This window comes from Mesorhizobium sp. LjNodule214 (assembly GCF_964252735.1).
In the GTDB taxonomy this organism is placed as follows: Bacteria; Pseudomonadota; Alphaproteobacteria; order Rhizobiales; family Rhizobiaceae; genus Mesorhizobium.
In genome coordinates this window covers 1,631,973-1,658,121 of the sequence record NZ_CAXUPE020000001.1, presented here as the reverse complement: position 1 = coordinate 1,658,121, position 26,149 = coordinate 1,631,973, and the positions used below count along the sequence as shown (strand labels likewise).

Genomic DNA, 26,149 nt, shown 5'->3' with positions numbered 1-26,149 from the left:
GGGACTGGTTCCAGGATTACTTCGCGGCGGCCGCGGCGATGGCATCGGCCAGGCCCTTGGCGCCGGCGCGGATGCGGTCGAGCGCCTCGCTGATCTCGGCGTCGGTGACGGTGAGCGGCGGCAAAAGGCGGATGACGTTGTCGCCGGCCGGCACCGCCAGGAAATGCTGGTCACGCAATGCCATGTTCACCTTGGTGTTGGGCATCACGCATTTCAGCCCGAGCATCAGGCCGGTTCCCCGGATGCCCTCGATGACGTCGGGGAATTCGTCGGCGACGCCGGCCAGCCCCTGTTTCAGCAGCAGCGCCTTGCGCTGCACATCCTCGAGGAAGCCGTCTTCCAGCACCACGTCGAGCACGGCGTTGCCGACCGCCATCGCCAGCGGATTGCCGCCGAAGGTGGTGCCGTGAACGCCGGCGGTCATGCCGACCGCGGCCTCGTCGGTGGCGAGGCAGGCGCCCAACGGGAAACCGCCGCCAATGCCCTTGGCGATCGCCATGATGTCGGGCGTCACGCCCGTCCATTCATGCGCGCACAGCTTTCCGGTGCGGCCGATGCCGCACTGGACCTCGTCGAAGATCAACAGCAGGCCGTGCTGGTCGCAAAGCTGCCGCAGCCGCTTCAGGGATTGCGTCGGCACCGGGCGGATGCCGCCCTCGCCCTGCACCGGCTCGATCAGGATGGCGGCCGTTTCCGGCGTGATCGCCTTTTCCGCCGCGTCGATGTCGTCGAACCCGACCTGGTCGAAACCTTCGACCTTGGGGCCGAAGCCTTCGAGGTATTTGTATTGGCCGCCGGCGGCGATGGTCGCCAGCGTGCGGCCGTGGAAGGCGCCTTCGAAGGTGATGACGCGGAAGCGTTCGGGATGACCCTTGACGAACTGGTAGCGCCGCGCCGTCTTGATGGCGCATTCCAGCGCCTCGGCGCCGGAATTGGTGAAGAACACCTTGTCGGCGAAAGTGGCGTCCGCCAGCCGTTCACCCAGCCGCCTCTGCTCCGGAATCTCATAGAGATTGGAGACGTGCCACAGCTTACCCGCCTGTTCGGTGAGCGCTGCGACCAGATGCGGATGGCTGTGGCCGAGCGAATTGACCGCGATGCCGCCGGCAAAATCGAGATATCGCTCGCCCTTGTCGGTGACCAGCCAAGTCCCCTCCCCGTGGTCGAAGGCCAGGGGTGCGCGAGCAAAGGTCTCGTAAAGCGCCGAACCGCTCATTATATGCGTCTCCGGTACCGGAAAATCAAAAAAGCCGCCAAAGCGGCGGCCTTCGCGGCTTATCGTGTTTTTCGGCCATGAAGTCAACGAAAACGTCGCGCATAGGCGCGCGGCACGCCCTCCGACAGGACGCCGGCTCATCGGCGACCGGGCAAGTTGGGGAAAACCGGAAAAACTGATTCGTGTTGCCTTTGGGACCCTTGTCACAGAGTCAGCGCATGAGGTATTTGTAGTCGAGAAATAACTAGATTTCGTGCGGCGGACCCAATCACCCGGTATATGTGGTGTTGTCTGCCCGGCGAGAGCCGGGACGGGAAAGGATTCCGATCGCCGCACGCTTCAGCAGGAGCGCGGTCATGAACTGGACTGACGAGCGGGTAGAACTTCTCAGGAAACTGTGGTCGGAGGGGCTGAGCGCCAGCCAGATTGCCGCACAGCTCGGAGGGGTCAGCCGCAATGCGGTCATCGGCAAGGTGCATCGCCTGAAGCTGTCGGGCCGCGGACGCGCGACAGCCAGCCCGGCGCGCCAGAAGAAGGCCGTGCAGGGCTCGTCCATCCAGAAGTCGGTGTCGCGCGCCGCGAGCACGCAGCGCCACGTCACCACTTCGATCGGCGCAAACGCGCTGCAGGCGCAGTTCGACGCCGAACCGGTGGTGCGCCATTATATCCGCCCGGTCGAGAACGTCGTCGTGCCGATCTCGCGGCACCTGCAGCTGGTCGAACTGACCGAGCGCACCTGCAAATGGCCGAATGGCGACCCGCTTTCGGAAGACTTCAACTTCTGCGGCAACGATGCCGCCGAAACCGGGCCCTACTGCAAGTATCACGCAAGGGTGGCGTTCCAGCCGGCGGCGGAGCGGCGGCGGAGTCGCTGAGCGGCGTGAGTAGTGAGTAGTGAGTAGTGAGGAATGGGCGGCGAGCGCCGCTGCCACCAATCACTACTCACTACTCGCTACTCACTCCTTCACAACCATCCATTCTTGCGAAACCGCCAGTACAGGAACGAGCAGATCAGCGCGATCGTGACCAGCACGACCGGATAGCCGTATTCCATCCTCAGTTCCGGCATGTCGTTGAAATTCATGCCATAGATGCCGGCGAGCGCCGTCGGCACCGCCAGGATGGCAGCCCACGAGGCGAGCTTCTTGGTGTTCGCCGTTTCCTGACTCTGGCCGACCAGGAGGCTGGCCTCGAAGGCAAAGGCAAGCACCTCACGCAGGCTGTCGATCTTCTCCTGGACAGTGCGGATATGATCGGTGACGTCGCGAAACAGCGGGTGCATGGCGGCATGGATCTGCGGCAACTCGGCGCTGGTCAGCCGGCGGCAGACCTCCACCAGGGGGAGTGCCGCATTGCGCAGGCGCAACAGATCGCGGCGCAGCATATAGAGCCGCTCGATGTCGGGGCCGGTCATTGGCTTCAGCAGCACCTTGTCCTCGATCGCCTCGACCTCGTCCTCGATCTGCTCGAGCACCGGCATGTAGTTGTCGACGATGAAGTCGAGAATGGCATAGAGGACGAAATCCTCGCCCTTGGCCAATGAATGCGGGCAGCTTTCCCAGTGCTGGCGAACGGCGGCATAGGAGGTTGAAGGGCCGTGCCTGACGCTGACGATGTAGCCGGCGCCGACGAACAGATGCGTCTCGCCGAAGGTGACGCGACCGTCGATCAGCTGGGCGGTGCGTGCGACGATGAACAGGGCATCGCCATATTGCTCGATCTTCGGCCGCTGGTGCGGATGTTCGGCATCCTCGATCGCCAGCTCATGCAAATGAAATTGCGCCTGGACGCGCAGCAAAAGGTTGCGGTCCGGTTCCAGGAGCCCGATCCAGACGACGTGGCCGGGCTTGGCCGCCCATTCGCCGGCCTCCTCGATCGGAATGTCGGCGATGCGCCGGCCGGCGGTATAGACGCTGGAGGCGATGATGCCCGATGTCGGCGGGGCCGGCGTCAGGTTCCGAACGTTTTCCATCGCTACCTCCTCGAGGCCTGGCCTCGGGTCAGGATCAGATACGTTCGGTGAAGCTTAGCCTAAATTAGCCGGAGGTTCGAGGGGACGTCGTTCACTTAGCCGGAACGGCGCCGGGAAGGACAATCTTGTCCGTCTTGTCGCCCTTCGGCCGCTCGGCCGGCATCTGGTCGCCGGTGACGATGTAGTAGATGGTCTCGGCGATGTTGGTGGCGTGGTCGCCGATGCGCTCGATATTCTTGGCGCAGAACAGCAGGTGCGTGCAGGGCGTGATGTTGCGCGGATCTTCCATCATGTAGGTCAGGAGTTCGCGAAACAGCGAGGTGTACATGGCGTCGATCTGGTCGTCGCGGTCGCGCACGAAGCCGATCTTCTCGACCGAGCGCGAGGCATAGACGTCGAGCACTTCCTTGAGCTGCGTCAACGCCAAATTGGCCAGGGCCTCGAGACCGCGGAACAGGCTGGTCGGTTGGCGCCCGTCGGTGACGGCCGCCACCCGCTTGGCGACGTTCTTGCCGAGGTCGCCGACGCGCTCGATGTCGGCCGAGATGCGGATCGCGCCGACGATCTCGCGCAAATCCGTCGCCATCGGCTGACGCTTGGCGATGATGACGATCGCCTTGTCGTCGATCTCGCGCTGCCCTTCATCGAGGACGATATCGTCGTGGATGACCTTCTGGGCGAGACCGGGATCGGCATTGACCAGGGCAGTGATCGCCTGCTCGACCATGCGCTCGGCATGCCCACCCATCGCAGCGATCCGCTTCGACAGATATTTCAGCTCTTCGTCATAGGCACTGACGATGTGAACGGACTGCATGGGACGCCTTCCCCGGATCTTCTGGCCCGAGTCGTTTCCTCGAATCCTGTGCTGATACGCGAGCCGGATGACAGAAAGAAGAAACAGCCAGTTAGTAGATAGTACAGCCTTAGCGCGCCGGCAAATGAACCGAGAACGCCGCGCCCTTGCCGACTTCCGACTTGATCGAGAGCCTGGCGTTGTGGCGCGTCAGGATGTGCTTGACGATCGATAGTCCCAGGCCCGTGCCTTTCTGGGTGCGGCTGTTCTCGACATCGACGCGGTAGAAGCGCTCGGTGATGCGCGGGATATGCTCTTCGGGAATGCCGGGGCCGTAGTCCCTGATGGTCACGTCGATGCCGGCTTCGGGGCCGGTCTCGGTGCGGGCGATCGACACCGTCACACGTCCACCCGATTGGCCGTATTTGCAGGCGTTTTCCAACAGGTTCTCAAAGACCTGAAAGAGCTCGTCCCTGTCTCCCGGCACCTCAAGCGGCCCCTCGACGAAATCGCGCTCGATGACGACGGCGGTTTCCCGGGCCAGCGGTCCAAGCGAGTCGATGACGCTGTCGATGGTCTGGCGCAGATCGACCTCGGTCCCCGGCTTCAGATAGGGCTTCATCTCCAGCCGGGACAGCGACAGGAGGTCGTCGATCAGGCGCGCCATGCGGCCGGTCTGGTTCTGCATGATCTGCAGGAACTGGTCGCGCGCCGCCGGATCGCCACGGGCCGGTCCTCTCAGCGTTTCGATGAAGCCGGATATCGAGGCAAGCGGGGTGCGCAGTTCGTGGCTGGCATTGGCGATGAAGTCGGCGCGCATCCTGTCGATCCGGCGCGCCTCGCTCTGATCCTTGAACACCAGCACGTAGAGATCGGTGGCATGGCCGACCGAGGATGCGCTGACCCGGTAGGCGCGCTCGACCGGCAGCTTTTCGGTGTAGTCGACAACATCCGAAGCGACTTTTCCCGACAGCAGATCATCCAGCAAGGCCTGCATTTCGGGGGCGCGGAATTTCAGCGACAGCGACATGCCCGGTGCGATGCCGCCGAAGGCAGCAAAAGCGGCCGCATTGGCATGGACGATGGTGGAGGTGCGGTCGAAGATGATCAGCGGGTCGGCAACGGCGGCGGCGAGATATTCGCCGGAAAGCCGCTGCAGGCCGCTCGCCTCGATCGCCGCCGCATCCTCGGCGGAGTGACGCGTGGCACCGGACGGCAACAGCGCCGCCGCAAGTAGCAGCGCCAACGCGGCCAGGACGACATAGGCGGACATGCCGGCAAAGCCATAGACGGCGAGCACCGCGACGATGCCGGCGGCCAGCAGCCAGCGGCTGTTCCACAGCCGAGCCGCGACAGCTTGCGCCCTGGTTTGCCGCTCTGCGCCGATGTCAGCCATTCGCGCGTCCCATGCCCTTGCTCCGGCTGGAAAACTTCCGCTGGACCGGATTTGAGGCTCCCAATAGCATGAGTCCGCAAGCTGGAAAGGTTCGTCTCGATGAAAAAAACCAAGGAAAGTCCCGCCCCGGCCCCAGCGCAGGGTCCGCTGACGATCAGGATCGACGGCAAGGAGCGGGAGTTCGACATCGAGAATCCCGTGCTTCCGGACTGGATCGAGGACAACAAGCTGACCGCCGGCGGCTACCCCTACGACAAGAAGATGAAGAGCGAGGAGTATGACGAGACGCTCGAGCGGCTGCAGATCGAGCTCGTCAAGGCGCAGGCCTGGCTGCAGGCGACCGGCAAGCGGGTGATGGCACTGTTCGAAGGGCGCGACGCCGCCGGCAAGGGCGGCACGATCTTCGTGCTGCGCCAGTACATGAACCCGCGCACCGCGCGCAACGTGGCGCTGACCAAGCCGACGCCGACCGAGGTTGGACAATGGTACTACCAGCGCTATGTCGCCCATTTCCCGACGGCTGGAGAGTTCGTCACCTTCGACCGCTCTTGGTACAACCGCGGCGGTGTCGAGCCGGTCATGGGCTTCTGCACCCCAGAGCAGCACGAGAAATTCCTCGACGAGACACCGCATTTCGAGCGGATGATCTGCAATGAGGGCATCCATTTCTTCAAATTCTGGCTGAACATCGGCCGGGAGACACAGCTCGAACGGTTCCACGACCGTCGCTATAGCCCCCTGAAAAACTGGAAGTTCTCGCCGATCGATATCGCCGGCATCGGCAAATGGGACGATTACACCAAGGCGCGCGACCTCATGGTCGAGCGCACGCACAAGGAATTCGCGCCCTGGATCATCGTGCGGGCCAACGACAAGCGGCGTGCGCGGCTGGCCGTCATCCGGCGCATCCTTTTGTCGCTGCCCTATGACGGTCGCGATCTCGATGTTGTCGGCAAGGAAGACAAGAAGATCATCGGCGAAGGGCCAGCATTCCTGGAAAAATGACTGGCCTGGAAAATAGCGGGTCTGGAAACACGCCGAGCCTTCCTCCGGATCGGCCCATTTCGCCAACGATCAACTTACCGGCCAGGCGGCTCTATGCCGCCAGCCGGGCAATCCGCTGCAGCCGCTTCAGGGTGGTGTCATCCTGCAACGCCTGCTGGAACAGCGATATCTCCTGGTCGATGCGGTCGCACAGCGCGTTGGTGTCGCCCTTGAGCAGGCCGCGCGTCTGCAGGAGTGCCGCGACCGGCTTCTTGGCGAGCTGCCTTGCCCGGCCGAGAGCCGCTTCCTCGGCAGCGCCGTCCGCCACGATCTCGCCGACCAGGCCGAGTGCCTTGGCATCTTCGGCATGAAGCGTGTCGCCCAGGCAGAAGAAGCGGAAGGCGCCGGCATAGCCCAGCTTCTGAGGTGCCAGGATGCTGGTTGCCGCGTCCGGCACCAGGCCGAAATCGACAAACGGCACCCGGAACGTGCTGCCACGTGAAGCGATCACCATGTCGCAATGGAACAGGATGGTGCAGCCGACGCCGACGGCATCGCCGTCCACGCAGGCAAGCACCGGTTTGGGAAAGGTCGCCAGCGTGCGGAACATGTCGGTGACGGCGGCGATCAGCTGCTGATGCTTGGTGGCGTCGAGGAATTCGGAAAAGTCGCCGCCGAGGCAGAAGCAGCCTGCTAGGCCGCGCAGCACCACGACGCGGACGTCATCGTCGACGGCGGCTTCGTGGAAGGTCTTGGCGAGGCTCGCATAGGCGCGCCTGTCGAGTACGGGCCGGCCGTCGTCCGAGGAAACCGTGACGATCAGCGCGTGGCCACGCAATTCGGGTTGCGGGTGGGTATTCATGGCGGGTCTCCAAATCTCACGAGGCCTGTTTCATTCCGAGCCTGTCGGGGTATCCCCTGGCCAGCACCGGCGCGTAATGATTGCGGCGCGAACGCACGACATCGAGTGTATGTTCGTTGAAGGTGAGCAGCGTGGCGACGACCTGTTGGTTGCCGTAGGTGCGCTGGTAGCCGAGCGGCGTAGCCAGGAAGTGCAGCTGCAGCGCCCGCAGGACCCACATCGGCTCGAATTCGATGATGACCTGGTTGATGCTGCGCGGCAGCCCCCACTCGACGAAGCCGGCGATCAGCTCGGTGCCGACCGTCGACACGCCGCGCTTGCCGTCACGAAAGCCCGGCGCCACCGCATAGCGGGTCAGTTCCCAGACATTCGGCCCCGAGGGCGGCGTCCCTTCATAAAGGTCCGCCAGCACTTCGGTCAGAAGATGTGCCCGTGTCGTCGGCAGCAACCGCTGGTAGCCGGCGACCTCGCCGTTGCGGATGACGATCTGGTGCACCGCCTCGTCATGGTCGAACTGGTCAATCTCCAGGCCATCGGGGCGCTGAAGATCGGTCCACCCCATTTCCTCGACGAAGATCTTGTAGCGCAAACGATGGACGGCCTCCCAGAGGTCGGGACGATCCATCAATTCCTGTGTGGTAAGGGAAAAAAGCATTAGCCGTCTCCTGGTTTCAAGAGGAAGATACGGCCGAGCTTTCCCGAAAAAATTACGCGATCACGTAGGCAAGAATTTCTAGGCCGGCGCGGCCGACCTAACTAATATAGCCGCGCCTAATCGCTTCCGCGACCGCCTGCACCCGATTGACGGCACCAAGTTTGCTTTTGGCGTTAAGGAGATGTTTCTCGGACGTGTGCTCCGAGATACCTAAAATTTGAGATATCTCCCACTCGGACTTGCCGACGGCTGCCCACTGCAGGCATTCGCGCTCGCGCGGCGTCAATTCAATGTGATCGATGGTCTTGCCCGCCATAGTGTGGATTTGCATGGCGCGGCCGATCGCATAGGTCGACACCAGCGACACGATTCCGAACTCGGCCTCCGAAAGTTCGACGGCCTCGCCGCCCAGTGACACCATGACGATCAGGCCGTCGAGGGTGATCAGCGGGAAGGCTAGGCCATCGCGCAGCTTGAACTCCCTGGCGTCGCCCATGACTTCGCCGCTGCTCTTGTCGATGCGAATGCTTTCGGACGCTTCGCGCCACTGGAACGGCGCCTGAAGCTGCTTCATGTGGCTGACGACGGGGTCGTGATCGACATAGTTGCGTGCCACGTAGCGCTCCAGCCATTCGCCCGGCCAGTCGCACAACAGCACGTGGTCCTTCTGCTGGCCGCGCGGCGTGCCCGGCTGCGGAACGGTTCCCGCCATCAGCGCCGTCAGGCCGAAATCCGACGTGACGCCAAGCAGCCTTTCACAGACCGCAGCCGCCGTGTTGGCGTGCTGCAGCTGATCGATGTATTCCAGTGTGCGATCGAAATGACCCATCGCAACATCTACCCCATGTTGCCTGCCGCCTCAGAGATCGATGGTAGATGCCCGACACACGCCTCGCCATCAACCCCGGATTGCAAAGCTGCACCGCTTTCGTGTCGCCGGCGAATGCCCTCCCTTTCGGCGGCGCCGCGCTGCTACTTGCAAACCCACTAAACCATACGCCTAAATCGGCAAGTTGAAATCAAAAACCATTGTGCCTGCGTCATTTTCGTACGAAAAGCCGAAAGCATGACGGGCGGAGCTCTATTGTGACATTGCGGTGGATACTCATCGCCCTGGTATCGATACTGGTCGGGGCGCAGTCGTTTGCCGGCATCGCCGCCGCCGAGCCGCAGGTGCCGGTGCTGTGGGACGCCAAGGAGCGGCTGCCGAAGCCCGATCTTTCGGCGCTGCCGCGGTTGAGATTCCTCACCACCACCGATTTTCCGCCGTTCAACTTTCTCGATGGCGCCGGGCGGCTGTCCGGCTTCCATGTCGATCTGGCACGGGCGATCTGCGCCGAACTCGGCATCGCCGAAAAGTGCCAGATCCAGGCGCTGCCCTGGGGCGAGCTCGACGCAGCGCTGCAGAAGGGCGAAGGCGAGGCGATCATTGCCGGCATCGCCGCCACGCCGGAGAGCCGATCCAAATACGCGTTCTCGCGTTCCTATCTGCAGTTTCCTGCGCGCTTCATCATGCCGAAGACAACGGCCTTGGCGGAGCCGATCTTGGACAAGTTGCGCAGCAAGCGCGTCGGCGTGATCGCAGGTTCGGCGCATGAGCGCATGCTGCGCGCCTATTTCGGCGCCGTTCAGGTCGTCCCCCTCGACAGCCCGGAAAAGCTCTACGGCGACCTCAAGGCCGGCAAGATAGACGCCGCCTTCGGCGACGGGATGCGCTTTGCCTTCTGGCTGGGCGGCACGGATGCTGCGGGCTGCTGCCGTTTCGCCGGGGGGCCGTATCTGGCGCCGGAATATCTGGGATCGGGCATGGCCATCGCCACCAGGGCCGGCGATCCGGCACTGGCCGCGGCCATGGACTACGCGCTGCAGGAGATCTCGGTGAAAGGCACCTTCGCCGAATTCTATCTGCGCTATTTCCCGGTCAGTTTTTTTTGATTCCAAGGGCCACGGCCCAGGGCTTTGTTGAGATTCGGGTCAGGCCGAGCCGAGAATGATGGGTTCCGAGAACCGGAGCGGAGCGTAGTTTTGGGTACGTGAGCACCGGAAGCGCAGGAAACCCGCCATTCGCAGGCTGGCATCACCTGAATATCAGCAAACCCTAGGTGAGCGTGCGAAGGCGGGCCTTGGCCGCACGCGCGATAGCGGCGACGGTCAGCGTGTCGAGGTCGAGCTTCAGGCGGATGAGTTGCAGCACCCGCACTTCCTCCATGCGCATTTCGAGATCGACGGCGGCGACCTCGAAGGCGGCGGCATAGGCGGTGTCGCGCAACCTTTCGGGCAGCGCTTCGGCGACGCTCGCCAGCACACCTTCCAGGCCGTCCTTTTCGTGCAGGCTCTTCTGGCAATCCTGGGCGATGCCGACCAGCCTGTCGTGGTTGAAATCCTCGAACACCGGCCATGTGCGGACGACGTCGCCGATGCGCGCCAGTTCGACATCGGTCATGTCGCGGTCGGAAGCCGAGGTGATGACCATCAGGTAGATCAGGGCTTCATGCGGGGTCGGCAATGGCATCCAGGAACTCCTTGAAAGGGCCTCGTAGTTAGGAACAGCATATCGGCGCCGCAAGGAAAAGCAGCCGCCATCGTTGACGCCCAAGGCAGGCACGCCTAGAGACCGGTTGAAAACATCCCTTCCGGCGGCGCCGGCGAACGACTTGGAAACAGTGACATGGCGGGATCAAACATCATCGATCTCAATCCCGAGACGCTTGTGGCGGCGGCCGAAAGCAAGGCCTGGCCGTTCGAGGAAGCCAAAAAGATCATCGAGCGCTATAAGAACACGGACTTTCCGCAGACCGTCCTGTTCGAGACCGGCTACGGGCCGTCCGGCCTGCCGCATATCGGCACCTTCGGCGAGGTCGCGCGCACCTCGATGGTGCGCCACGCCTTCCGCGTGCTGACCAGGGACGCGGTCAAGACCAAGCTGCTGTGCTTCTCCGACGACATGGACGGCATGCGCAAGATCCCCGACAGTGTGCCCGATCGCGCAGCACTCGAGCCTTATCTGCACCAGCCGCTGTCGTCGGTGCCCAATCCGTTCGGCGGCGATTATGCAAGCTTCGCCGACCACAACAACGTGATGCTGTGCCGCTTCCTGGACACGTTCGGCTTCGACTACGAATTCGCCAGCGCGACCGAGTATTACAAGGCCGGCCGTTTCGACGCGGTGCTGCTGCGCGCGGCCGAACGCTATGACGAGATCATGGCGGTGATGCTGCCAACGCTTGGGTCGGAGCGCCAGGCTACCTACAGCCCGTTCCTGCCGATCTCGCCGAAGAGCGGCCGCGTGCTTTACGTCCCGATGAAGCATGTCGACGCCAAGGCCGGCACCATCACCTTCGACGATGAAGGCACCGAAACCACGCTTTCGATCAAGGGCGGCAATGTGAAGCTGCAGTGGAAGCCTGACTTCGGCATGCGCTGGGCGGCGCTGGGCGTCGATTTCGAAATGTTCGGCAAGGACCACCAGACGAATGCGGTGGTCTACGACCGCATCTGCAACATCCTGGGCGGACGGGCGCCGGAGCATTTCGTCTACGAACTGTTCCTGGACGAGAACGGCCAGAAGATTTCGAAGTCGAAGGGTAACGGCATCACCATCGATCAGTGGCTGGCCTATGCGCCGACGGAAAGCCTCGGTCTCTACATGTACCAGCGGCCGCGGCAGGCCAAGAAGCTCTATTTCGACGTCATCCCGCGGACCGTCGACGAGTATTACACTTTCCTCGCCGCCTATCCGCGGCAGGACTGGAAGGAGCGGCTGGGCAATCCGGTCTGGCACATGCATGACGGCAACCCGCCCGCCATCGACCTGCCGGTGCCGTTCTCGCTGCTGCTCAATCTGGTCAGCGCTTCCAACGCCCAGAACAAGGATGTTCTGTGGGGCTTCATCTCGCGCCATGCGCCGGGCGTGACGCCGACGACGCATCCCGAACTCGACAGGCTGACGGGCTATGCGATCCGCTACTTCGACGATTTCGTGAAGCCGGCCAAGGTCTACCGCGCCGCCGACACGGTGGAGCGCGAAGCGCTGGGCAAGCTCTCGGAGGCGCTCGCCGCATTGCCGGCCGCCGCCGATGGCGAGGCGATCCAGAACGCGGCGCTCAACGTCGCGCGCCGGATCGAGCGCTACCAGGACCATTCGAAGCAGAGCCCGGAAGGTGGGCCGGGTGTTTCCGTCGCCTTCTTCCAGATGATCTACCAGGTGCTGATCGGCCAGGAGCGCGGTCCGCGCTTCGGGTCCTTCGCGGCGCTCTATGGCATAACCGAAACGCGCGCACTCATTGGGCGGGCGCTGGCTGGTCAGCTAGCGGCGTAAGGTCGCCGTTCTCTTCCTGCAGTATCGAGCCCGGCGCCTGAGGCGCGGGGCTCGGTGCCGGCGGAACCGGCGGCAGGCCGGAAAGGTTTGGCGCCGATCCGAAAATGCCCTTTTTTGCCGCGCGCGCCTTCTCGCCGGCCTCGGCATAGGGACCGCCCTCGGCGGCGCGGGCCCAGCCGTTCTCGACCAGCCATTGCCCGACATCCTGCTTGCCGATGCGGCATTCGGCGGTGATCAGGTCGCGGCCGCCCTCGGGCGGCACGGTGCAGACCACTGCACGGCCGCGCAGGAAGGCGCGGAACGCCGTGCGCGCCCGGATGCCGCAAGGCCAGGACCTGCCGCCGTCATCGGCGCAGGTCTCGTCCTGTCTGACGACATCGACACCCGAAAGCGCCACCGAATAACCCTTCGCCTCGATCACGCCGGCGGCTAACGCCACCGGCTGAAACAGCTTTGTGCCGTTCCAGTCGTCGGGCATTTTCAGCTTGGGCGGGCCGGCCAGCGCAAGGTCGCTCAACGGCGCGCGCGGTTCGGCCCGCTCGAGTTCCTCGGCGGTGAGCGGCGGCGGCGCCACGATATCGGGATCGATCGACCTGGAATGGGGTGCCGGCATTATCGGCTGCGGCCCTGGGATGGCCGAGGTGGCCGGCTCCTCGGGCGCGGCGTCGACGTCTGGCTCGATCTGATCGACAGTGACGGTGCCGCTGCCTTCGCCACGCTGCACGGTACGACCGCCGGTGACGACCAGCGCCGCCATCGCCGGGACCGCCAGGACGGCTATGGAGAGATGGAACAGCCGCACCTACTGGCTTGCCCAGACGATCCGCGCCACCCATTCGACATCGCGCATCGGGATATCGCGATCCGGATGCTCGGGATTGAGCGAGATCAGCACGATCGACTTCGTCGTATGGCGATCCAGCACCTTGGCCATCACCTCGCCGGCATTGGTCTTGACGACGACACGGTCGCCCTTGCGGGTGGCGGCGCCCGGCTCGACGATCAGCACATCGCCATTGCGGTAGAGCGGCAGCATGGAATCGCCCTGCACCTGCAGCGCATAGGACGTCTCGGTCGCCTGCGCCGGCAGCTCGACCAGATCCCAGCCCTGCCCCGCCGGAAAGCCGGCATCGTCGAAGAAGCCGCCTGCGCCGGCCTGGGCGAAGCCGAGCAGCGGCACCGAAGGCCGCCGCGCGGGCGCGAGGCCGGTCTTGTCGCGGCCCTCGACCAGGCCGGTGAATTCGTCGAGCGAAGCACCCGTCGCCTCGATGATCTTGGCCAGCGATTCGGTCGAGGGCCAGCGCGGGCGCCCATCCGAGGACAGCCGCTTGGACTTGTTGAAGGCGGTCGAATCGAGACCCGCGCGCCTTGCCAGGCCCGAGGCCGACAGCGAATAGCGCTCGGCGAGAGCATCGATGGCGGCCCAGACGCGATCATGCGAGAGCACTTTGCTCTCCTCCGGAACAGGAAAAAATACCTTTCCTTTCTAGTCCGCAACCGCTCGATTGTCCACCCGCCAGGCGGCGGATCATCAACAAAGCGACAGCGCCGCACGTGGCTCGCCGCGCGCGCGGCCAGCCCTGATCAGGCCAGTCCCTTGGCCAGGCCGCGCAGGCCCTGATGGGAGGCCATGAACATCCGCTCGGCCTCGGTGGGTGGGCGTGGTTGAGCAGAACGGCCAAGCGCAGCCACAACCTCGTCAATGTCGAGAAAGCGGCGACCGCGACGATCGTAAACGCCGCCCGTGGTCATGATCAGCGCAGCCGTTTCGCCATTGTCGAGCACGAAACGGTGCTTGCCGATGACCTGCGTGCCTTCCCAGGTCTCGATCGAGGACACCACCTCGAAGTGCCGCCACAACCGGATCTCGCGTACATAGGTCGTTTGCAGCCCGCCGATCATCGGCGCCCAGCCATTCTTGCGCGCCAGTGCGATCAGGCCGGCGCGCAGGAATATGTCAATGCGTCCGAGATCGGCCAGCATCATGTAGCGCGCATTGTTGAGATGGCTGTTGAAGTCGATATCGGTCGGCAGGCAGCGAAAGGCTAGCCGGCTCTCGCCGCCTATCTGATAGGGGCCACGGCGAGATGCCGTGGCCATCATGCGCGCCATACGCGCCCAGACATACATTACAGCGCCGCGCGTCCTATTGGACGCGCAAGGGACGCTGCAACACCCTTGATCCTGCGCATGCGTCAGGCGGCCTTCTTCACCTCGCCCTTCGCATAGGGGTCGAAACGACCGTAGAAGGTCTCGCCCTTCTCGGCCATGTCGAGCAGCAGCTTAGGCGCCTTGAACTCGGCGCCGTACTTCTTCTGCAGGCCCTTGGCGATCTTGACGAACTGCTTCGCGCCGATGCCATCGATGTAGGACAGCGCGCCGCCGGTGAAGGGGGCGAAACCGAAGGCGAGGATCGAGCCGACATCGGCCTCGCGCGGATCGGTGACGATGCCCTCTTCCATCACCCTTGCGGCTTCCAGGGCGATGGTGACCAGCAGGCGCTGCTGCAGCTCCTCATAGTCGACCTTTTCCGGCTTGAGCTGCGGATAGAGGTCCTTCAGGCCAGGCCACAGCTTCTTCTTGGCCGGCTTCGCCGGATAGTCGTAGAAGCCCTTGCCGTTCTTGCGGCCTGCGCGGCCGTGCGTGTCGACCATGGTGTTTATCAGCGCCATCTGCTTGGGGTCGACGGCCTTATCGCCGAGATCCCTGATGGTCTGCTTCATGATCTTCTGGGCAAGATCGATCGCCGTTTCGTCGGTCAGCGCCAAGGGGCCGACCGGCATGCCGGCGGCCTTTGCCGCGTTCTCGATCATCGGCGCCGGGACGCCCTCGATCAGCATCTTGTAGGCTTCCGACATGTAGCGGAGCACGCAACGATTGACATAGAAGCCGCGCGTGTCGTTGACGACGATCGGCGTCTTCTTGATGGCGCGCACGAAGTCGATCGCGGTGGCCAAAGCCTTGTCGCCGGTCTTCTTGCCGAGGATGATCTCGACCAGCATCATCTTGTCGACCGGCGAGAAGAAGTGGATGCCGATGAAGTTCTTCGCCCGGGCCGAATTCTTGGCCAGCGCGGTGATCGGAATGGTCGAGGTGTTCGAAGCGAAGATCGCCGCCGGCTTCAGCACGGCTTCCGCCTGTTCGGTGGCGGCCTTCTTGACGGCCGAATCCTCGAACACTGCCTCGACCACCAGGTCGCAGCCGGCGAGGTCGGCATAGTCGGCTGTCGGCGTGATCAGCGACAGGAGCTTGTCCTTCTCCTCGGGCTTGGCGCGGCCCTTCTTCACCTGGTCCGACACCAGGCTGTCGGAATGCGCCTTGCCCTTCTCGGCGGACTCCATGTCGCGGTCGAGCAACACCACCGGGATGCCGGCCTTGGCCGTGACATAGGCGATGCCGGCGCCCATGAAGCCGGCGCCGAGAATGCCGATCTTCTTGAACTTGGTTTCCGGCACGCCGGCCGGGCGGCGGGCGCCCTTGTTCAGCTCCTGCAGCGACACGAACAGCGAGCGGATCATCGCCGCCGCTTCCTTGCTCTGCATGATCTCGGTGAAATAGCGCTGCTCGATGCGCAATCCGGTGTCGAACGGCACCAGCAGGCCTTCATAGACGCATTTCAGGATGGCGGCGGCGGCCGGATAATTGCCATAGGTCTCGCGGCGCAGGATGGCGATGGCCGGCGGCCACAGGTTGAAGCCGGCGGGCGAGTAGATCTGGCCGCCGGGCAGCTTGAAACCCTTCTCGTCCCACGGCTGGACGGCCTTCAGGCCGTTCCTGATCATCGCCTTGGCGGTCTCGACAAGGTTCTTGGGTTCGGCGATCTCATGGATCAGGCCCATCGACTTCGCCTTCTGCGGCGACAGCGTCTGGCCGGTGGTGAGCATCTGCAGCGCCTGCTGCTGATCGGTCAGCCGCGGCACGCGCTGGGTGCCGCCGGCGCCGGGGAAGATGCCGACCTTGACTTCCGGCAAGGCCATCTTGACCTTGTCTGAGTCAGCGGCAACGCGGCCATGGCAGGCCAGCGACAGTTCGAAGGCGCCACCCATGCAGGTGCCGTTGATCGCCGACACCCAGGGTTTGCCCGACGTCTCCAGCTTGCGGAACAGGCCGGTCATGCGGCCGGCATTGTCGAACAGCAGCCTGGCCGCCTTCTCCGGGTCCTTGGACTTCTCCTTGGCAAAGACCGTCAGCATCTTCTGCAGCATGGTCAGGTCGGCGCCACCCGAGAAGCTGTCCTTGCCCGAGGTGATCACCGCGCCCTTGATGCCGGCGTCGGCCACCGCCTGGTCGATGATCTTGTCGAGTTCGTTCATCACCTCTTCGGTGAAGACGTTCATCGAGCGGTCGGGCATATCCCAGGTGACCAGCGCAATGCCGTCGGTGTCGGTCTCAACCGTGAAGTTTGTATAGGTCATGTCTTTCTCCTTCCGGCCGAAAATCAGACGCGTTCGATGATGGTTGCGGTGCCCATGCCGGCACCGATGCACAGCGTCACCAGCGCGGTGTTGAGGTCGCGGCGCTCCAGCTCGTCCAGCACGGTGCCGAAGATCATCGCGCCGGTGGCACCAAGCGGATGGCCCATGGCGATCGCGCCGCCATTGACGTTGATCTGGTCATGCGGGATGTCGAAGGCCTGCATGTAGCGGAGCACTACCGAGGCGAAGGCCTCGTTGAGCTCGAACAGGTCGATGTCCGACAGCTTCATCTTGGCGCGCTGCAAAAGCTTCTCGGTGACGTCGACCGGGCCGGTCAGCATCAGCACCGGCTCGGAGCCGATGTTGGCGAAGGCGCGGATGCGCGCGCGCGGCTTCAGCCCCATCGCCTTGCCGGCCTTCTTGGAGCCGAGCAGCACGGCAGCGGCACCGTCGACGATGCCGGACGAATTGCCGGCATGGTGAACGTGGTTGACCTCTTCCACCTCGGGGTGCTTCTGCACCGCGACGGCATCGAAGCCGCCCATTTCGCCGGGCATGACGAAGGACGGGTTGAGCGAGGCCAGCGACTGCATGTCGGTCGACGGCCGCATGTGCTCGTCATGGTCGAGGATGGTGAGGCCGTTCTGGTCCTTGATCGGGATCACCGAATTCTTGAAGCGGCCGTCTGCCCAGGATTTGGCGGCGCGCTTCTGGCTCTCGACCGCATAGGCGTCGACGTCATCGCGCGAAAAACCATATTTGGTGGCGATCAGGTCGGCCGAGATGCCTTGCGGCACGAACCAGCCGGGCAGGCCGACGGAAGGGTCCATGAACCAGGCGCCGCCGGAGGCGCCCATGCCGACGCGCGACATCGATTCGACGCCGCCGGCAATGACGATCTCGTCGGCGCCTTGCGCGATCTTGGCGGCGCCGAAATTGATGGCGTCGAGACCGGAAGCGCAGAAGCGCGAGATCTGCATGCCGGGTGCCTTGGTGTCGTAGCCGGCCTCAAAGGCGGCGGCGCGCGGAATGACCGAGCCCGCCTCGCCGACCGGGTCGACGCAGCCGAAGATGATGTCGTCGACAGTGCCGGTGTCGAGCCCGTTGCGGTCGCGCAGCGCTTCCAGCACCTTGGCGCCCAGCCGCACCGCCGGCACCTCGTGCAGCGAGCCATCCTTCTTGCCCTTGCCGCGCGGTGTGCGCACGGCGTCGTAGACATAAGCTTCGGCCATTTTCATGCTCCTTGGGTTTGCTGAAAAGCTGCTCAGAGAGAGCGTCCGATCAGCAATTTCATGATCTCGTTGGTGCCGCCGTAGATGCGCTGGACGCGGGCATCGCGGTACATGCGGGCGATCGGATATTCATTCATGTAGCCATAGCCGCCATGCAATTGAAGGCATTCGTCGACCACTTTTCCCTGCAGGTCGGAGAGCCAGTATTTGGCCATCGATGCGGTCACCGGGTCGAGGCCGCCGGCGACGTGACGGGCAACACAGTCATTGTAGAAGACGCGGCCGATGGTGGCTTCGGTCTTCAGCTCGGCGAGCTTGAACTGGGTATTCTGGAAGTCGATGATCGCCTTGCCGAAGGCCTTGCGCTCCTTGACGTAGTCGATGGTCAGCGCCAGTGCACGCTCGATCATGGCAATCGCCCCGGTGCCGATCTGCAGCCGCTCCTGCGGCAATTGCTGCATCAACTGGATGAAGCCCTGGCCTTCCTCGTGGCCGAGAAGGTTGGCGGTCGGCACGCGCACGTCGTTGAAGAACAGTTCCGACGTGTCGTTGGCCTTGAGCCCTATCTTGTCGAGGTTGCGGCCGCGCTCGAAGCCATCGACCTCGTCGGTCTCGACGACGATCAGCGAGGTGCCCTTGGCGCCCTTGGCCGGATCGGTCTTGGTGACGACGATGACGAAATTGGCAAGCTGGCCGTTGGTGATGAAGGTCTTCGAACCGTTGATTCTGTACTGGTTGCCGTCCTTTTCGGCACGCGTCATGACGCCCTGCAGGTCCGAGCCGGCGCCTGGCTCGGTCATGGCGATGGCGCCGATCAATTCGCCGGTCGCCAGCTTCGGCAGCCACTTCTTCTTCTGCTCCTCCGAGCCGTAGTGGAGGATGTAGGGAGCGACGATCGAATTGTGCAGGCCGATGCCGAAACCGTCGACGCCGACATGGCCGATCGCCTCGATGATGGCGCTCTCATGCGCGAAGGTGCCGCCTGAGCCGCCATATTCCTCCGGCATCGAGGCGCAGAGCAGGCCGGCCGAACCGGCCTTCAGCCAGCTCTCGCGATCGACCATCTCGTTCTTCTCGAACTCATCATAGCGCGGCGCGATTTCTTCCGACATGAAGCGATGCGCCATGTCGTAGAGCATGCCGACCTCGTCCGCCGCCCAGGCGGGCTTCGGCAGGCCAAGAACTTCGGCTGGATTTGTCGCCACGATTTCCTCCGCGTTCCGACAATTGTGGGCCGGCTGTACCGGCCCGCCAAACCTAGAACGCTTCCGCCGGCAGCGCCATTAGCGTGTCCGCGCCACTGGAAATGCGGGCGAGATGTGCCGACGTCTCCGGCATGATCCGCTCCATGAAGAAGCGCGCCGTCACCAGCTTGTTGTCGTAGAAGGGCGCCGAACCGTTGGCGCCGTCAGCCAGTTTCACCCCGGCCGCCTTGGCCATCTGCGCCCACATATAGCCCAGCGCCACCAGGCCGAAGAGATGCATGTAGTCGGTCGAGGCGGCACCGGCATTGTCGGGCTTGGCCATGCCGTTCTGCACCAGCCACATGGTCGCCGCCTGCAGGTCGTTGAGGCCCTTCTTCAGCGCCTTGGTGAAGGGCGCCATCTTCGCGTCCGCGCGGTTTTCCTCGCAGAACTCGCCGACCTCCTTGAAGAAGGCCTGCACGGCGCGGCCGCCGTTCAGGGCGAGCTTGCGGCCGACGAGATCAAGCGCCTGGATGCCGTTGGCGCCTTCATAGATCATGGCGATGCGGGCATCGCGCACGAACTGGCTCATGCCGTGCTCTTCGATATAGCCGTGGCCGCCGAACACCTGCTGCGCCATGACGGCATGGTCGAAGCCCTTGTCGGTGAGCACGCCCTTGACCACCGGCGTCAGCAAGCTGGTGTAGTCGTCCGCCGACTGGCGGTCCTTGTCGTCGCCCGAGCGGTGGGCAATGTCGGACTTGATCGCCGTCCACAGCGCCAGCGCGCGGCCGGCCTCGTTGAAGGCCTTCATTGTCATCAGCGAACGGCGGATGTCGGGATGGACGATGATCGGGTCGGCCTTCTTGTCCGGCGCCTTGGCGCCGGACAGCGAACGGCCCTGCAGGCGGTCCTTGGCGTAGGACACGGCGTTCTGGTAGGCGATCTCCGACAGCGAAAGCCCTTGCAGGCCGACGCCGAGACGAGCCTCGTTCATCATCGTGAACATGGCCTTCAGGCCGCCATTGGCCTCGCCGAGCAGCGTGCCTTCCGCCTCGTCATAATTCATGACGCAGGTCGAATTGCCGTGGATGCCCATCTTCTCCTCGATCGAACCGCAGGAGAGCGTGTTCTTCTCGCCGGGATTGCCCGAGCCATCGAGCTTGAGCTTCGGCACGATGAACAGCGAAATGCCCTTCACGCCTTCCGGCGCGCCTTCGATGCGGGCCAGCACCAGATGGACGATGTTGTCCGCCATGTCGTGTTCGCCGGCCGAGATGAAGATCTTCTGGCCGGAAATCTTGTAGGTGCCGTTGCCGTTCGACACGGCCTTGGTGCGCAGCAGGCCGAGATCGGTGCCGCAATGCGGCTCGGTCAAGTTCATGGTGCCGGTCCAGGCGCCCTCGACCAGTTTCGGCAGCCATGTCGCCTTCTGCTCGTCGGTGCCATGGGTGATGATCGCCGCGATCGCCCCTTGCGTCAGGCCGGGATACATCATCAGCGCCATGTTGGCGGAGACCATATATTCGGCAACCGCGGTATGCACCGCATAGGGAAGGCCCTGGCCGCCAAACTCGACCGGCGCGGCCAGCCCCATCCAGCCACCTTCGCGGTACTGGTCGAAGGCTTCCTTGAAGCCTTTCGGCGTCGTCACCGAGCCGTCGTCATGGCGCACGCAGCCTTCCATGTCGCCGACGCGGTTCAACGGATGCATGACGTTCTCGGCAAGCTTGGCGCCTTCGGCGAGGATCGCCTCGACCACGTCGGGCGTCGCGTCGGAGAATCCGGGAAGATTGGAATAGCGCTGGTAGCCCAGCACGTCGTTGAGAACGAACAGCGTGTCCTGGACCGGGGCCCTGTAGATCGGCATGCGTTTCCTCCACCATGCGGTCTTGGCCCCAAAATCGTGCCGTGCTCGGCAGACGGACCAATGCTGAAGCCCGGATAGCAAAAATTGACGTTTGCGTAAACGTCAATTTTTGCCGTTGCGACAAATTTTCCCTGGCACCATGCATCCGAACGGTAGCGGCCCCGCGTCAAGGACGCCAGCGCGGCGGACGCATCTCTTCGTGAGGGAGCAACGCAAAGAGCCGCGCGGCACGGGCCGCGCGGCTCTCATTGGTCAATAGGCGGTTTGCCGGATGCCGGCGGATCAGCTGGCCGCGCTGGCTTGCGGCGCCGAACGCTCGGCGAGCATCTGCCGCACGGCGGCCATCGAGCCGCTGAGCTCGTTGATAGCGTCCTCGATGAGCGCACGCTGCTTCTGCAGGCGGGCAAGCTGCTTCTCGGATTTGTCCAGCGCCAGCCGCAACTGCTTGGTGTTGGAGCCGGTCGGATCGTAGAGATCCATCATCTGCTTGACGTCGCGCAGCGAGAAGCCGACCTTGCGGCCGAGCAGGATCAGCTTCAGCCTTGCCCTGTCGCGGCGCGTGTAGAGACGGGTCGAACCGTCGCGCTGCGGATTGAGAAGGCCCTTGTCTTCGTAGAAGCGCAAGGTGCGCAGCGTGACGCCGTATTTCTTGGCCATCTCGCCGATGCGGACAAGATCCTCGCCGGCATCACTCGGTATGTCATTGGTATTGGCCGCGGCTTCGCCGGGCGAAACAAGTTTCATGGTCACTGGCTTTCCCCGTTTGGTGGCACCGCGGTCCGGGACCTTGCGTCGCCTGAGTGGAAGCGGGGGCATGCTTCCAGTCGTGGTTTCAACAAACAAATCGCAAAAGGCGGGATCTGCGCACCGTTTACGTTTACGTCAATGCTATACCGATAGCCGTCTCATGACGCAAGGGCGTTCTCGGGCCAGAACTTTATGCCGCACCCGACAGGCAGCCCGTCAAGGATGTTGCAACTTCTTAAGCTTGGTTAACGCGTTGTTTACCACGTTGGGTGAAATGTGCGCATGTCGGTCACCCGTGTTTATTCTGTAGCGAATTTTTCACGGTTTTTCGAAGCGCGGGTGAAACCCGGGAGGCTCGTCTTCCACCGCAGCAGAACCGCGCGGTCGTCTTCGTTCCCGGCAGGACTTTGGGGAATCCGGTCACGAGCCGGCCATTCTGAACACGGGCGCATCGATGAACAGCAAGCGGTCCTATCTCGATACACTCAATGCCGGCAGGCAGCGCAAGCCGACCACCACGCTCGAACAGCTGAACCGCTCCCTGGAAACGTTGGAACAGCGGCTGGAGCGGACGCGCGAGGATACCGCCGAACGTTTCGAACCGCGCCGGCCTGCAGCCGAACCGCGTTACGCCAGCGCCCAGCCCTATAACCAGCAGCGCTGGTACGAGGACCCACAGCCCGCGCCGCGGCCGAAGAGCCCGGCGCCGTCAGCACCTGCCTTCGACCAGAACTACCAGGCGATCGCGCGCGACATCGACCGCGTGCGCGGCCAGGAGGACAGCGTCGCCGTGGTCGGCAAGATCGCCGGCGAATTGCGCGGCCTGCGCGAGGAACTGCGCCACCAGATGACCGCCGGGTTGAAGCGCGAATTCGATGCGCTGCGCAAGGACATCGAGCTGGCCTTCCAGGCAAGCGGGCAATCGGGCGGCCAGGCGGGCAAGAGCAGCGCCGAACTCGGCGTCGAATTCGAGCGGCTTTCGGGCGCCATCCAGACGCTGGCCGAAAAGAGCGACGACAGAAGCGTCAACATGCTGCGGCTCGAGGTGGAGCAGGTCAAGGCGGCACTCGACACGCTGGCGCGCGAGGAGAGCGTGCAGGCGGTCGACCGTCGCTGGGACGATTTCGACCGCCGCTGGAGCGCTTTCGAGGACCGCGTCGACGCCGATCAGCGTAAGCGCTCTGACGGTGCCGGCCTTACGGCGCTGACCGAGCGGCTCGAACAGATCAGCAGTGCGGTCAACAATCTGCCGGAATCGCTGTCGCTGCGGTCGCTGGAGGAAAAGGTCCGCACGCTTGCCGGCGCCGTCGACCACTTCGTCAGCCAGCAGAGCAATCGCAGCAGCGAAACGTTCGGCATGATCGACGAGCGGCTGGACGAGATTTCACGCGCCATCGTCGCCTCGACAGTCGCGGCGCAGGCCAACGCCTTCGATGCCGAGCCCTTCGAGCGCATCGAGAGGCGGATCGCCTCGCTGGCGCAGCAGATCGAAGAGGTCACACAGGCTCAGCCAAGCGGCGAAGTCATCGACCGCCTCAACATGCTGTCGAACCGTGTCGATGAACTGGCCGGCCGCGCCAATCTGCCGGAACAGGCGATGGAGCGGCTCGGCAAGCAGATCGCGCTCATCGCCGACAGAATAGACCGCGCGCCGGCCATGCCGGACGCCGACTATATCTTCCAGGGTCTGGAACAGCGCTTCGACGCGCTGTCAGGGATCATGGAACGCCGCCAGGGCGACGCGATCGAACAGGGCAACATGCTGTTTCGCGATCTCGAGCGGCGGCTGGAGGAAGTCGCCGACAGGCTGGACCAGCGCATGCCGCAAGCCGACAGCGCCGGCATCATGGACGCCATCGACGTCCGCTTCACCGCTCTAGCCAAGCGCCTGGAGACACGGGTTCCCGATCCCGCCAACGAAGCGGCGATCCGTGGCCTGGAGAGCCGGCTCGAAGACATTTCAAGCCGGCTGGAATCGTCGGCCGCGCAGGTCGCCGGCATCGACCCGGCACTGATCCGCAGCCTGGAGGCGCAGGTTTCCGGCCTTTCGGCGCACCTGACCAAGCCCGGCACGCCGCTGCCGGAATTCGAGGACATCAGCCCGCGCCTCAACGAGATCGAGAAGTCGCTGGCCGGGACCCGCGATTCCATCCTCAGCGCGGCGCGCGAGGCGGCCGAGAGCGCGGTGCGCTCGATGGCCGATACGAGTGCCAACACGGCGGCCGTCAGCGGCCTCGCCCAGGACCTGAAGACGCTCGAATCCCTGACACGCCGTTCGGACGAGCGCAATTCGCGCACCTTCGAGGCCATCCACGACACGCTGCTCAAGATCGTCGATCGCCTGGGCTCGCTGGAAACCAGCGAACCGATGGAGGCCGTCAGCGAACTCGTGGACCCGCAACCAACGGGCAAGCGGGGCGGACGCGGCTCCAAGATCGCGGTGCAGGACGCGCCGTCGATGGATATCGACCAGCCGCTGCCGCTGACCGGAGACATGGCCGACCTCGACGGCCGCGCCGCCGCCATCCTGCGCAACGAACCGGTTACGCGTGGCGAACCGGTTACGCGTGGCGAACCTGCCCCGCGCACGCCGGCGGAAGCTGCAGCCGCAGCCGCCATGGCGGCGCTCGGCTCGGACACGATCACCGACAAGAAGGACACGACCGGCCGCAGGAAATCGATGTTCGGCGGACTGGCCCGCGCCTTCAGGGGCAAGAAGGACCCGGATATGCCGCCGCTGGCCGGCTCGGCGCACGATGTCGACGTACCGAGCGTCGATCTCGACGAGCCGCTCGACCCGAAGCTTGCCAACCGGCCGCTTGAGCCAGGCTCCGGCGCACCCGACCTCAACGCCATCATGAAGCGCGTGCGCGACGAGCGCGGCCAGCCGGTCAAGCGCAGCGAGGGCGACGCGGCCAAGTCGGATTTCATCGCCGCTGCCAGGCGCGCCGCGCAAGCCGCCGCCGCCGAAGCCGACGCTTTGAAGCGCCAGTCGACGATGAGCGGACCGGTCAAGGCGCTCAGGATCGGCGACCTGCTCAAGGCACGGCGCAAGCCGATCCTGATGGCGGCGGCGGCGATCATGCTGGCGCTGGCCGGCCTGCAGCTGGGCAAAGCCTTCTTCTCCGATCCTGCGCCGGTGGCCAGCAACGAAATTGCGCCGATCATCGCCCCGCAGCCGGTGGAAACCGCATCGGTCAATGCCACAAGCGAGCCGAAGGCCGAGGCCATGGTGCAGGACGCGCCGGCCCGTGCCGTCAGGCAAGCGGAGCCTTCCGAGCCGACAGTCAAGGACGACATGCTGGCGCAACCCGCCTCCGCCCAGCCATCAGGCGCCGATATGCCGATGGATGCCGTCTCCGAGCCGGCGCCCGCCCCCATGGATTCAACGGCGCCTTCCGATCAGGCGGAGCCAACCACTGCGGCGTCAGCACCTGCGGCCGCGGAACCGGCAGCATCGGATGCGGACAATCAGCCAATGGCTGCCCCGCCGGTCGCACCGACCCCGGCCCAGGACACCACGGGTGCCGTTCCTCCCGCCAATACCGCCACGGCTGCAGCCGCGGCCAAGATCGACATTCCGGCCGATGCCGGTCCGCAGGCGCTGCGCGATGCGGCCGCCGGCGGAGACGCCAAGGCTCTGTTCGAGGTCGGCTCGCGCTTTGCCGAGTCGCGCGGCGTCAAGGAAGACATGGCGGCAGCCGCCAAATGGTACGAGAAATCGGCCGAGCTCGGTTTCGCGCCGGCGGAATACCGCATCGGCAATTTCTACGAGAAGGGCATCGGCGTCGCGCGCGACATCAAGAAGGCGAAGACCTGGTACCAGATGGCGGCAGCGCAGGGCAACGCCAGCGCCATGCACAATCTGGCCGTGCTGTTCGCCATGGCGGCGGACGGCGTGACCGACAATGAATCGGCGGCGCACTGGTTCCAGGCGGCGGCCGACCTCGGCGTCAAGGACAGCCAGTTCAATCTGGGCATCCTGGCGGCCAAGGGCGTCGGCATGAAGCAGAACCTCGAGGAATCCTACAAATGGTTCGCGCTTGTCGCCAAGACCGGCGACAAGGATGCGGCGGCCAAGCGCGACGAGATCGCCAATGCGCTGCGGCCCGAGCAGCTGGAGCGGGCGCGCGTCGCCACCGAGCTGTGGAAGGCCAAGCCGCTCGACCAGGCGGCCAATTCGGCCGACATCCCCGAATCCTGGCAGGATGGCACGCCGCAGACGACCGCCAGCATCGACATGAAGAAGGCGGTCAAAAACATCCAGCTCATCCTCAACAAGAACGGCTACGAGGCCGGCGGCGCCGACGGTGTGATGGGCCAAAAGACCAAAGATGCGATCATAGCCTTCCAGACCGACAACAAGATGAAGGCGACCGGCGAAATCGACGCGGATCTGGTAAAGGCACTGCTGGCGCGCAAATAACGGCATATGCGTCGCTTCCGCGACGCCCTTGCCACACATTTGCCTGTTAACTGATTGAGATGTTTTTTGTTTCGGC

General features: G+C 64.1%; 21 protein-coding genes. 5 read left to right on the top strand and 16 right to left on the bottom strand.

The annotated features are described in order from the left end of the window. Positions 1-16: 16 nt before the first annotated feature. Entirely contained in the window at positions 17-1,216 is a 1,200-nt protein-coding gene (locus ACSQ3Z_RS07960) for an aspartate aminotransferase family protein (protein WP_436170757.1), read from the bottom strand. Between the two features lie 356 nt (positions 1,217-1,572). On the opposite strand from ACSQ3Z_RS07960, the gene ACSQ3Z_RS07955 reads away from it, so the two are divergent. Beyond that, a complete protein-coding gene (locus tag ACSQ3Z_RS07955) occupies positions 1,573-2,091 on the top strand; it encodes a GcrA family cell cycle regulator (protein WP_436170756.1) in 519 nt (172 codons plus the stop codon). An 89-nt stretch (positions 2,092-2,180) separates the two neighbouring features. Here ACSQ3Z_RS07955 and ACSQ3Z_RS07950 read toward each other — a convergent pair whose 3' ends face one another. The 3 genes from ACSQ3Z_RS07950 to ACSQ3Z_RS07940 all read right to left on the bottom strand — a co-directional run bounded on the left by ACSQ3Z_RS07950 (position 2,181) and on the right by ACSQ3Z_RS07940 (position 5,380). Beyond that, positions 2,181-3,188 carry a magnesium and cobalt transport protein CorA gene (locus tag ACSQ3Z_RS07950; RefSeq protein ID WP_436170755.1) on the bottom strand — a complete coding sequence of 336 codons (1,008 nt, stop codon included), beginning with the start codon at positions 3,186-3,188 and terminating at the stop codon, positions 2,181-2,183. 91 nt (positions 3,189-3,279) lie between these two features. Next, positions 3,280-4,005, bottom strand: coding sequence for a phosphate signaling complex protein PhoU (gene phoU, locus ACSQ3Z_RS07945; protein ID WP_436170754.1), 726 nt, complete (start codon positions 4,003-4,005; stop codon positions 3,280-3,282). Positions 4,006-4,114: 109 nt separating this feature from the next. Then, a complete protein-coding gene (locus ACSQ3Z_RS07940) occupies positions 4,115-5,380 on the bottom strand; it encodes an ATP-binding protein (RefSeq protein ID WP_436170753.1) in 1,266 nt (421 codons plus the stop codon). A 99-nt stretch (positions 5,381-5,479) separates the two neighbouring features. Here ACSQ3Z_RS07940 and ppk2 point away from each other — a divergent pair, with 99 nt between their 5' ends. Beyond that, positions 5,480-6,385 carry a polyphosphate kinase 2 gene (gene ppk2, locus ACSQ3Z_RS07935; RefSeq protein WP_436170752.1) on the top strand — a complete coding sequence of 302 codons (906 nt, stop codon included), beginning with the start codon at positions 5,480-5,482 and terminating at the stop codon, positions 6,383-6,385. 91 nt (positions 6,386-6,476) lie between these two features. On the opposite strand, the gene ACSQ3Z_RS07930 is transcribed toward ppk2, so the two are convergent. The 3 genes from ACSQ3Z_RS07930 to ACSQ3Z_RS07920 form a co-directional block, all read right to left on the bottom strand. Further along, on the bottom strand, positions 6,477-7,226 hold the full coding sequence (locus tag ACSQ3Z_RS07930; protein ID WP_436170751.1) for an enoyl-CoA hydratase-related protein: 750 nt from the start codon (positions 7,224-7,226) through the stop codon (positions 6,477-6,479). A gap of 16 nt (positions 7,227-7,242) precedes the next feature. Continuing rightward, positions 7,243-7,881 (bottom strand): acyl-homoserine-lactone synthase, encoded by a 639-nt coding sequence (locus tag ACSQ3Z_RS07925; RefSeq protein WP_436170750.1) that lies wholly within the window; start codon positions 7,879-7,881, stop codon positions 7,243-7,245. 97 nt (positions 7,882-7,978) lie between these two features. Beyond that, positions 7,979-8,710, bottom strand: a complete 732-nt coding sequence (locus ACSQ3Z_RS07920) for a helix-turn-helix transcriptional regulator (protein WP_006199958.1) — start codon at positions 8,708-8,710, stop codon at positions 7,979-7,981. Between the two features lie 263 nt (positions 8,711-8,973). Between ACSQ3Z_RS07920 and ACSQ3Z_RS07915 the strand changes: the two genes are divergently transcribed. Next, positions 8,974-9,816, top strand: coding sequence for a transporter substrate-binding domain-containing protein (locus ACSQ3Z_RS07915; protein ID WP_436171865.1), 843 nt, complete (start codon positions 8,974-8,976; stop codon positions 9,814-9,816). Positions 9,817-9,979: 163 nt separating this feature from the next. Here the strand turns inward: ACSQ3Z_RS07915 and ACSQ3Z_RS07910 are convergent, their stop codons facing one another. After that, positions 9,980-10,393: a tellurite resistance TerB family protein gene (locus ACSQ3Z_RS07910; protein WP_436170749.1), complete on the bottom strand. Its 414-nt coding sequence runs from the start codon at positions 10,391-10,393 to the stop codon at positions 9,980-9,982. A gap of 156 nt (positions 10,394-10,549) precedes the next feature. Between ACSQ3Z_RS07910 and ACSQ3Z_RS07905 the strand changes: the two genes are divergently transcribed. Then, on the top strand, positions 10,550-12,199 hold the full coding sequence (locus ACSQ3Z_RS07905) for a lysine--tRNA ligase (RefSeq protein WP_436170748.1): 1,650 nt from the start codon (positions 10,550-10,552) through the stop codon (positions 12,197-12,199). On the opposite strand, the gene ACSQ3Z_RS07900 is transcribed toward ACSQ3Z_RS07905, so the two are convergent. The 8 genes from ACSQ3Z_RS07900 to ACSQ3Z_RS07865 all read right to left on the bottom strand — a co-directional run bounded on the left by ACSQ3Z_RS07900 (position 12,162) and on the right by ACSQ3Z_RS07865 (position 21,644). Continuing rightward, positions 12,162-13,001, bottom strand: coding sequence for a thermonuclease family protein (locus tag ACSQ3Z_RS07900; RefSeq protein WP_436170747.1), 840 nt, complete (start codon positions 12,999-13,001; stop codon positions 12,162-12,164). The two genes, ACSQ3Z_RS07905 and ACSQ3Z_RS07900, sit on opposite strands and share 38 nt — an antisense overlap. Beyond that, positions 13,002-13,646, bottom strand: a complete 645-nt coding sequence (locus tag ACSQ3Z_RS07895) for a S24 family peptidase (RefSeq protein WP_436170746.1) — start codon at positions 13,644-13,646, stop codon at positions 13,002-13,004. A gap of 137 nt (positions 13,647-13,783) precedes the next feature. Continuing rightward, positions 13,784-14,329: a thioesterase family protein gene (locus ACSQ3Z_RS07890; protein ID WP_436170745.1), complete on the bottom strand. Its 546-nt coding sequence runs from the start codon at positions 14,327-14,329 to the stop codon at positions 13,784-13,786. Positions 14,330-14,394: 65 nt separating this feature from the next. Further along, entirely contained in the window at positions 14,395-16,614 is a 2,220-nt protein-coding gene (locus ACSQ3Z_RS07885; RefSeq protein WP_436170744.1) for a 3-hydroxyacyl-CoA dehydrogenase NAD-binding domain-containing protein, read from the bottom strand. 23 nt (positions 16,615-16,637) lie between these two features. Beyond that, positions 16,638-17,846 carry an acetyl-CoA C-acetyltransferase gene (locus tag ACSQ3Z_RS07880; protein ID WP_436170743.1) on the bottom strand — a complete coding sequence of 403 codons (1,209 nt, stop codon included), beginning with the start codon at positions 17,844-17,846 and terminating at the stop codon, positions 16,638-16,640. A 32-nt stretch (positions 17,847-17,878) separates the two neighbouring features. Then, a complete protein-coding gene (locus tag ACSQ3Z_RS07875) occupies positions 17,879-19,051 on the bottom strand; it encodes an acyl-CoA dehydrogenase family protein (RefSeq protein WP_436170742.1) in 1,173 nt (390 codons plus the stop codon). A 52-nt stretch (positions 19,052-19,103) separates the two neighbouring features. Further along, positions 19,104-20,900 carry an acyl-CoA dehydrogenase gene (locus tag ACSQ3Z_RS07870; protein WP_436170741.1) on the bottom strand — a complete coding sequence of 599 codons (1,797 nt, stop codon included), beginning with the start codon at positions 20,898-20,900 and terminating at the stop codon, positions 19,104-19,106. A 282-nt stretch (positions 20,901-21,182) separates the two neighbouring features. Continuing rightward, positions 21,183-21,644 (bottom strand): MerR family transcriptional regulator, encoded by a 462-nt coding sequence (locus ACSQ3Z_RS07865; protein ID WP_436171864.1) that lies wholly within the window; start codon positions 21,642-21,644, stop codon positions 21,183-21,185. Between the two features lie 457 nt (positions 21,645-22,101). Between ACSQ3Z_RS07865 and ACSQ3Z_RS07860 the strand changes: the two genes are divergently transcribed. Beyond that, positions 22,102-26,073 carry a peptidoglycan-binding protein gene (locus ACSQ3Z_RS07860; protein WP_436170740.1) on the top strand — a complete coding sequence of 1,324 codons (3,972 nt, stop codon included), beginning with the start codon at positions 22,102-22,104 and terminating at the stop codon, positions 26,071-26,073. Positions 26,074-26,149: the final 76 nt, after the last annotated feature.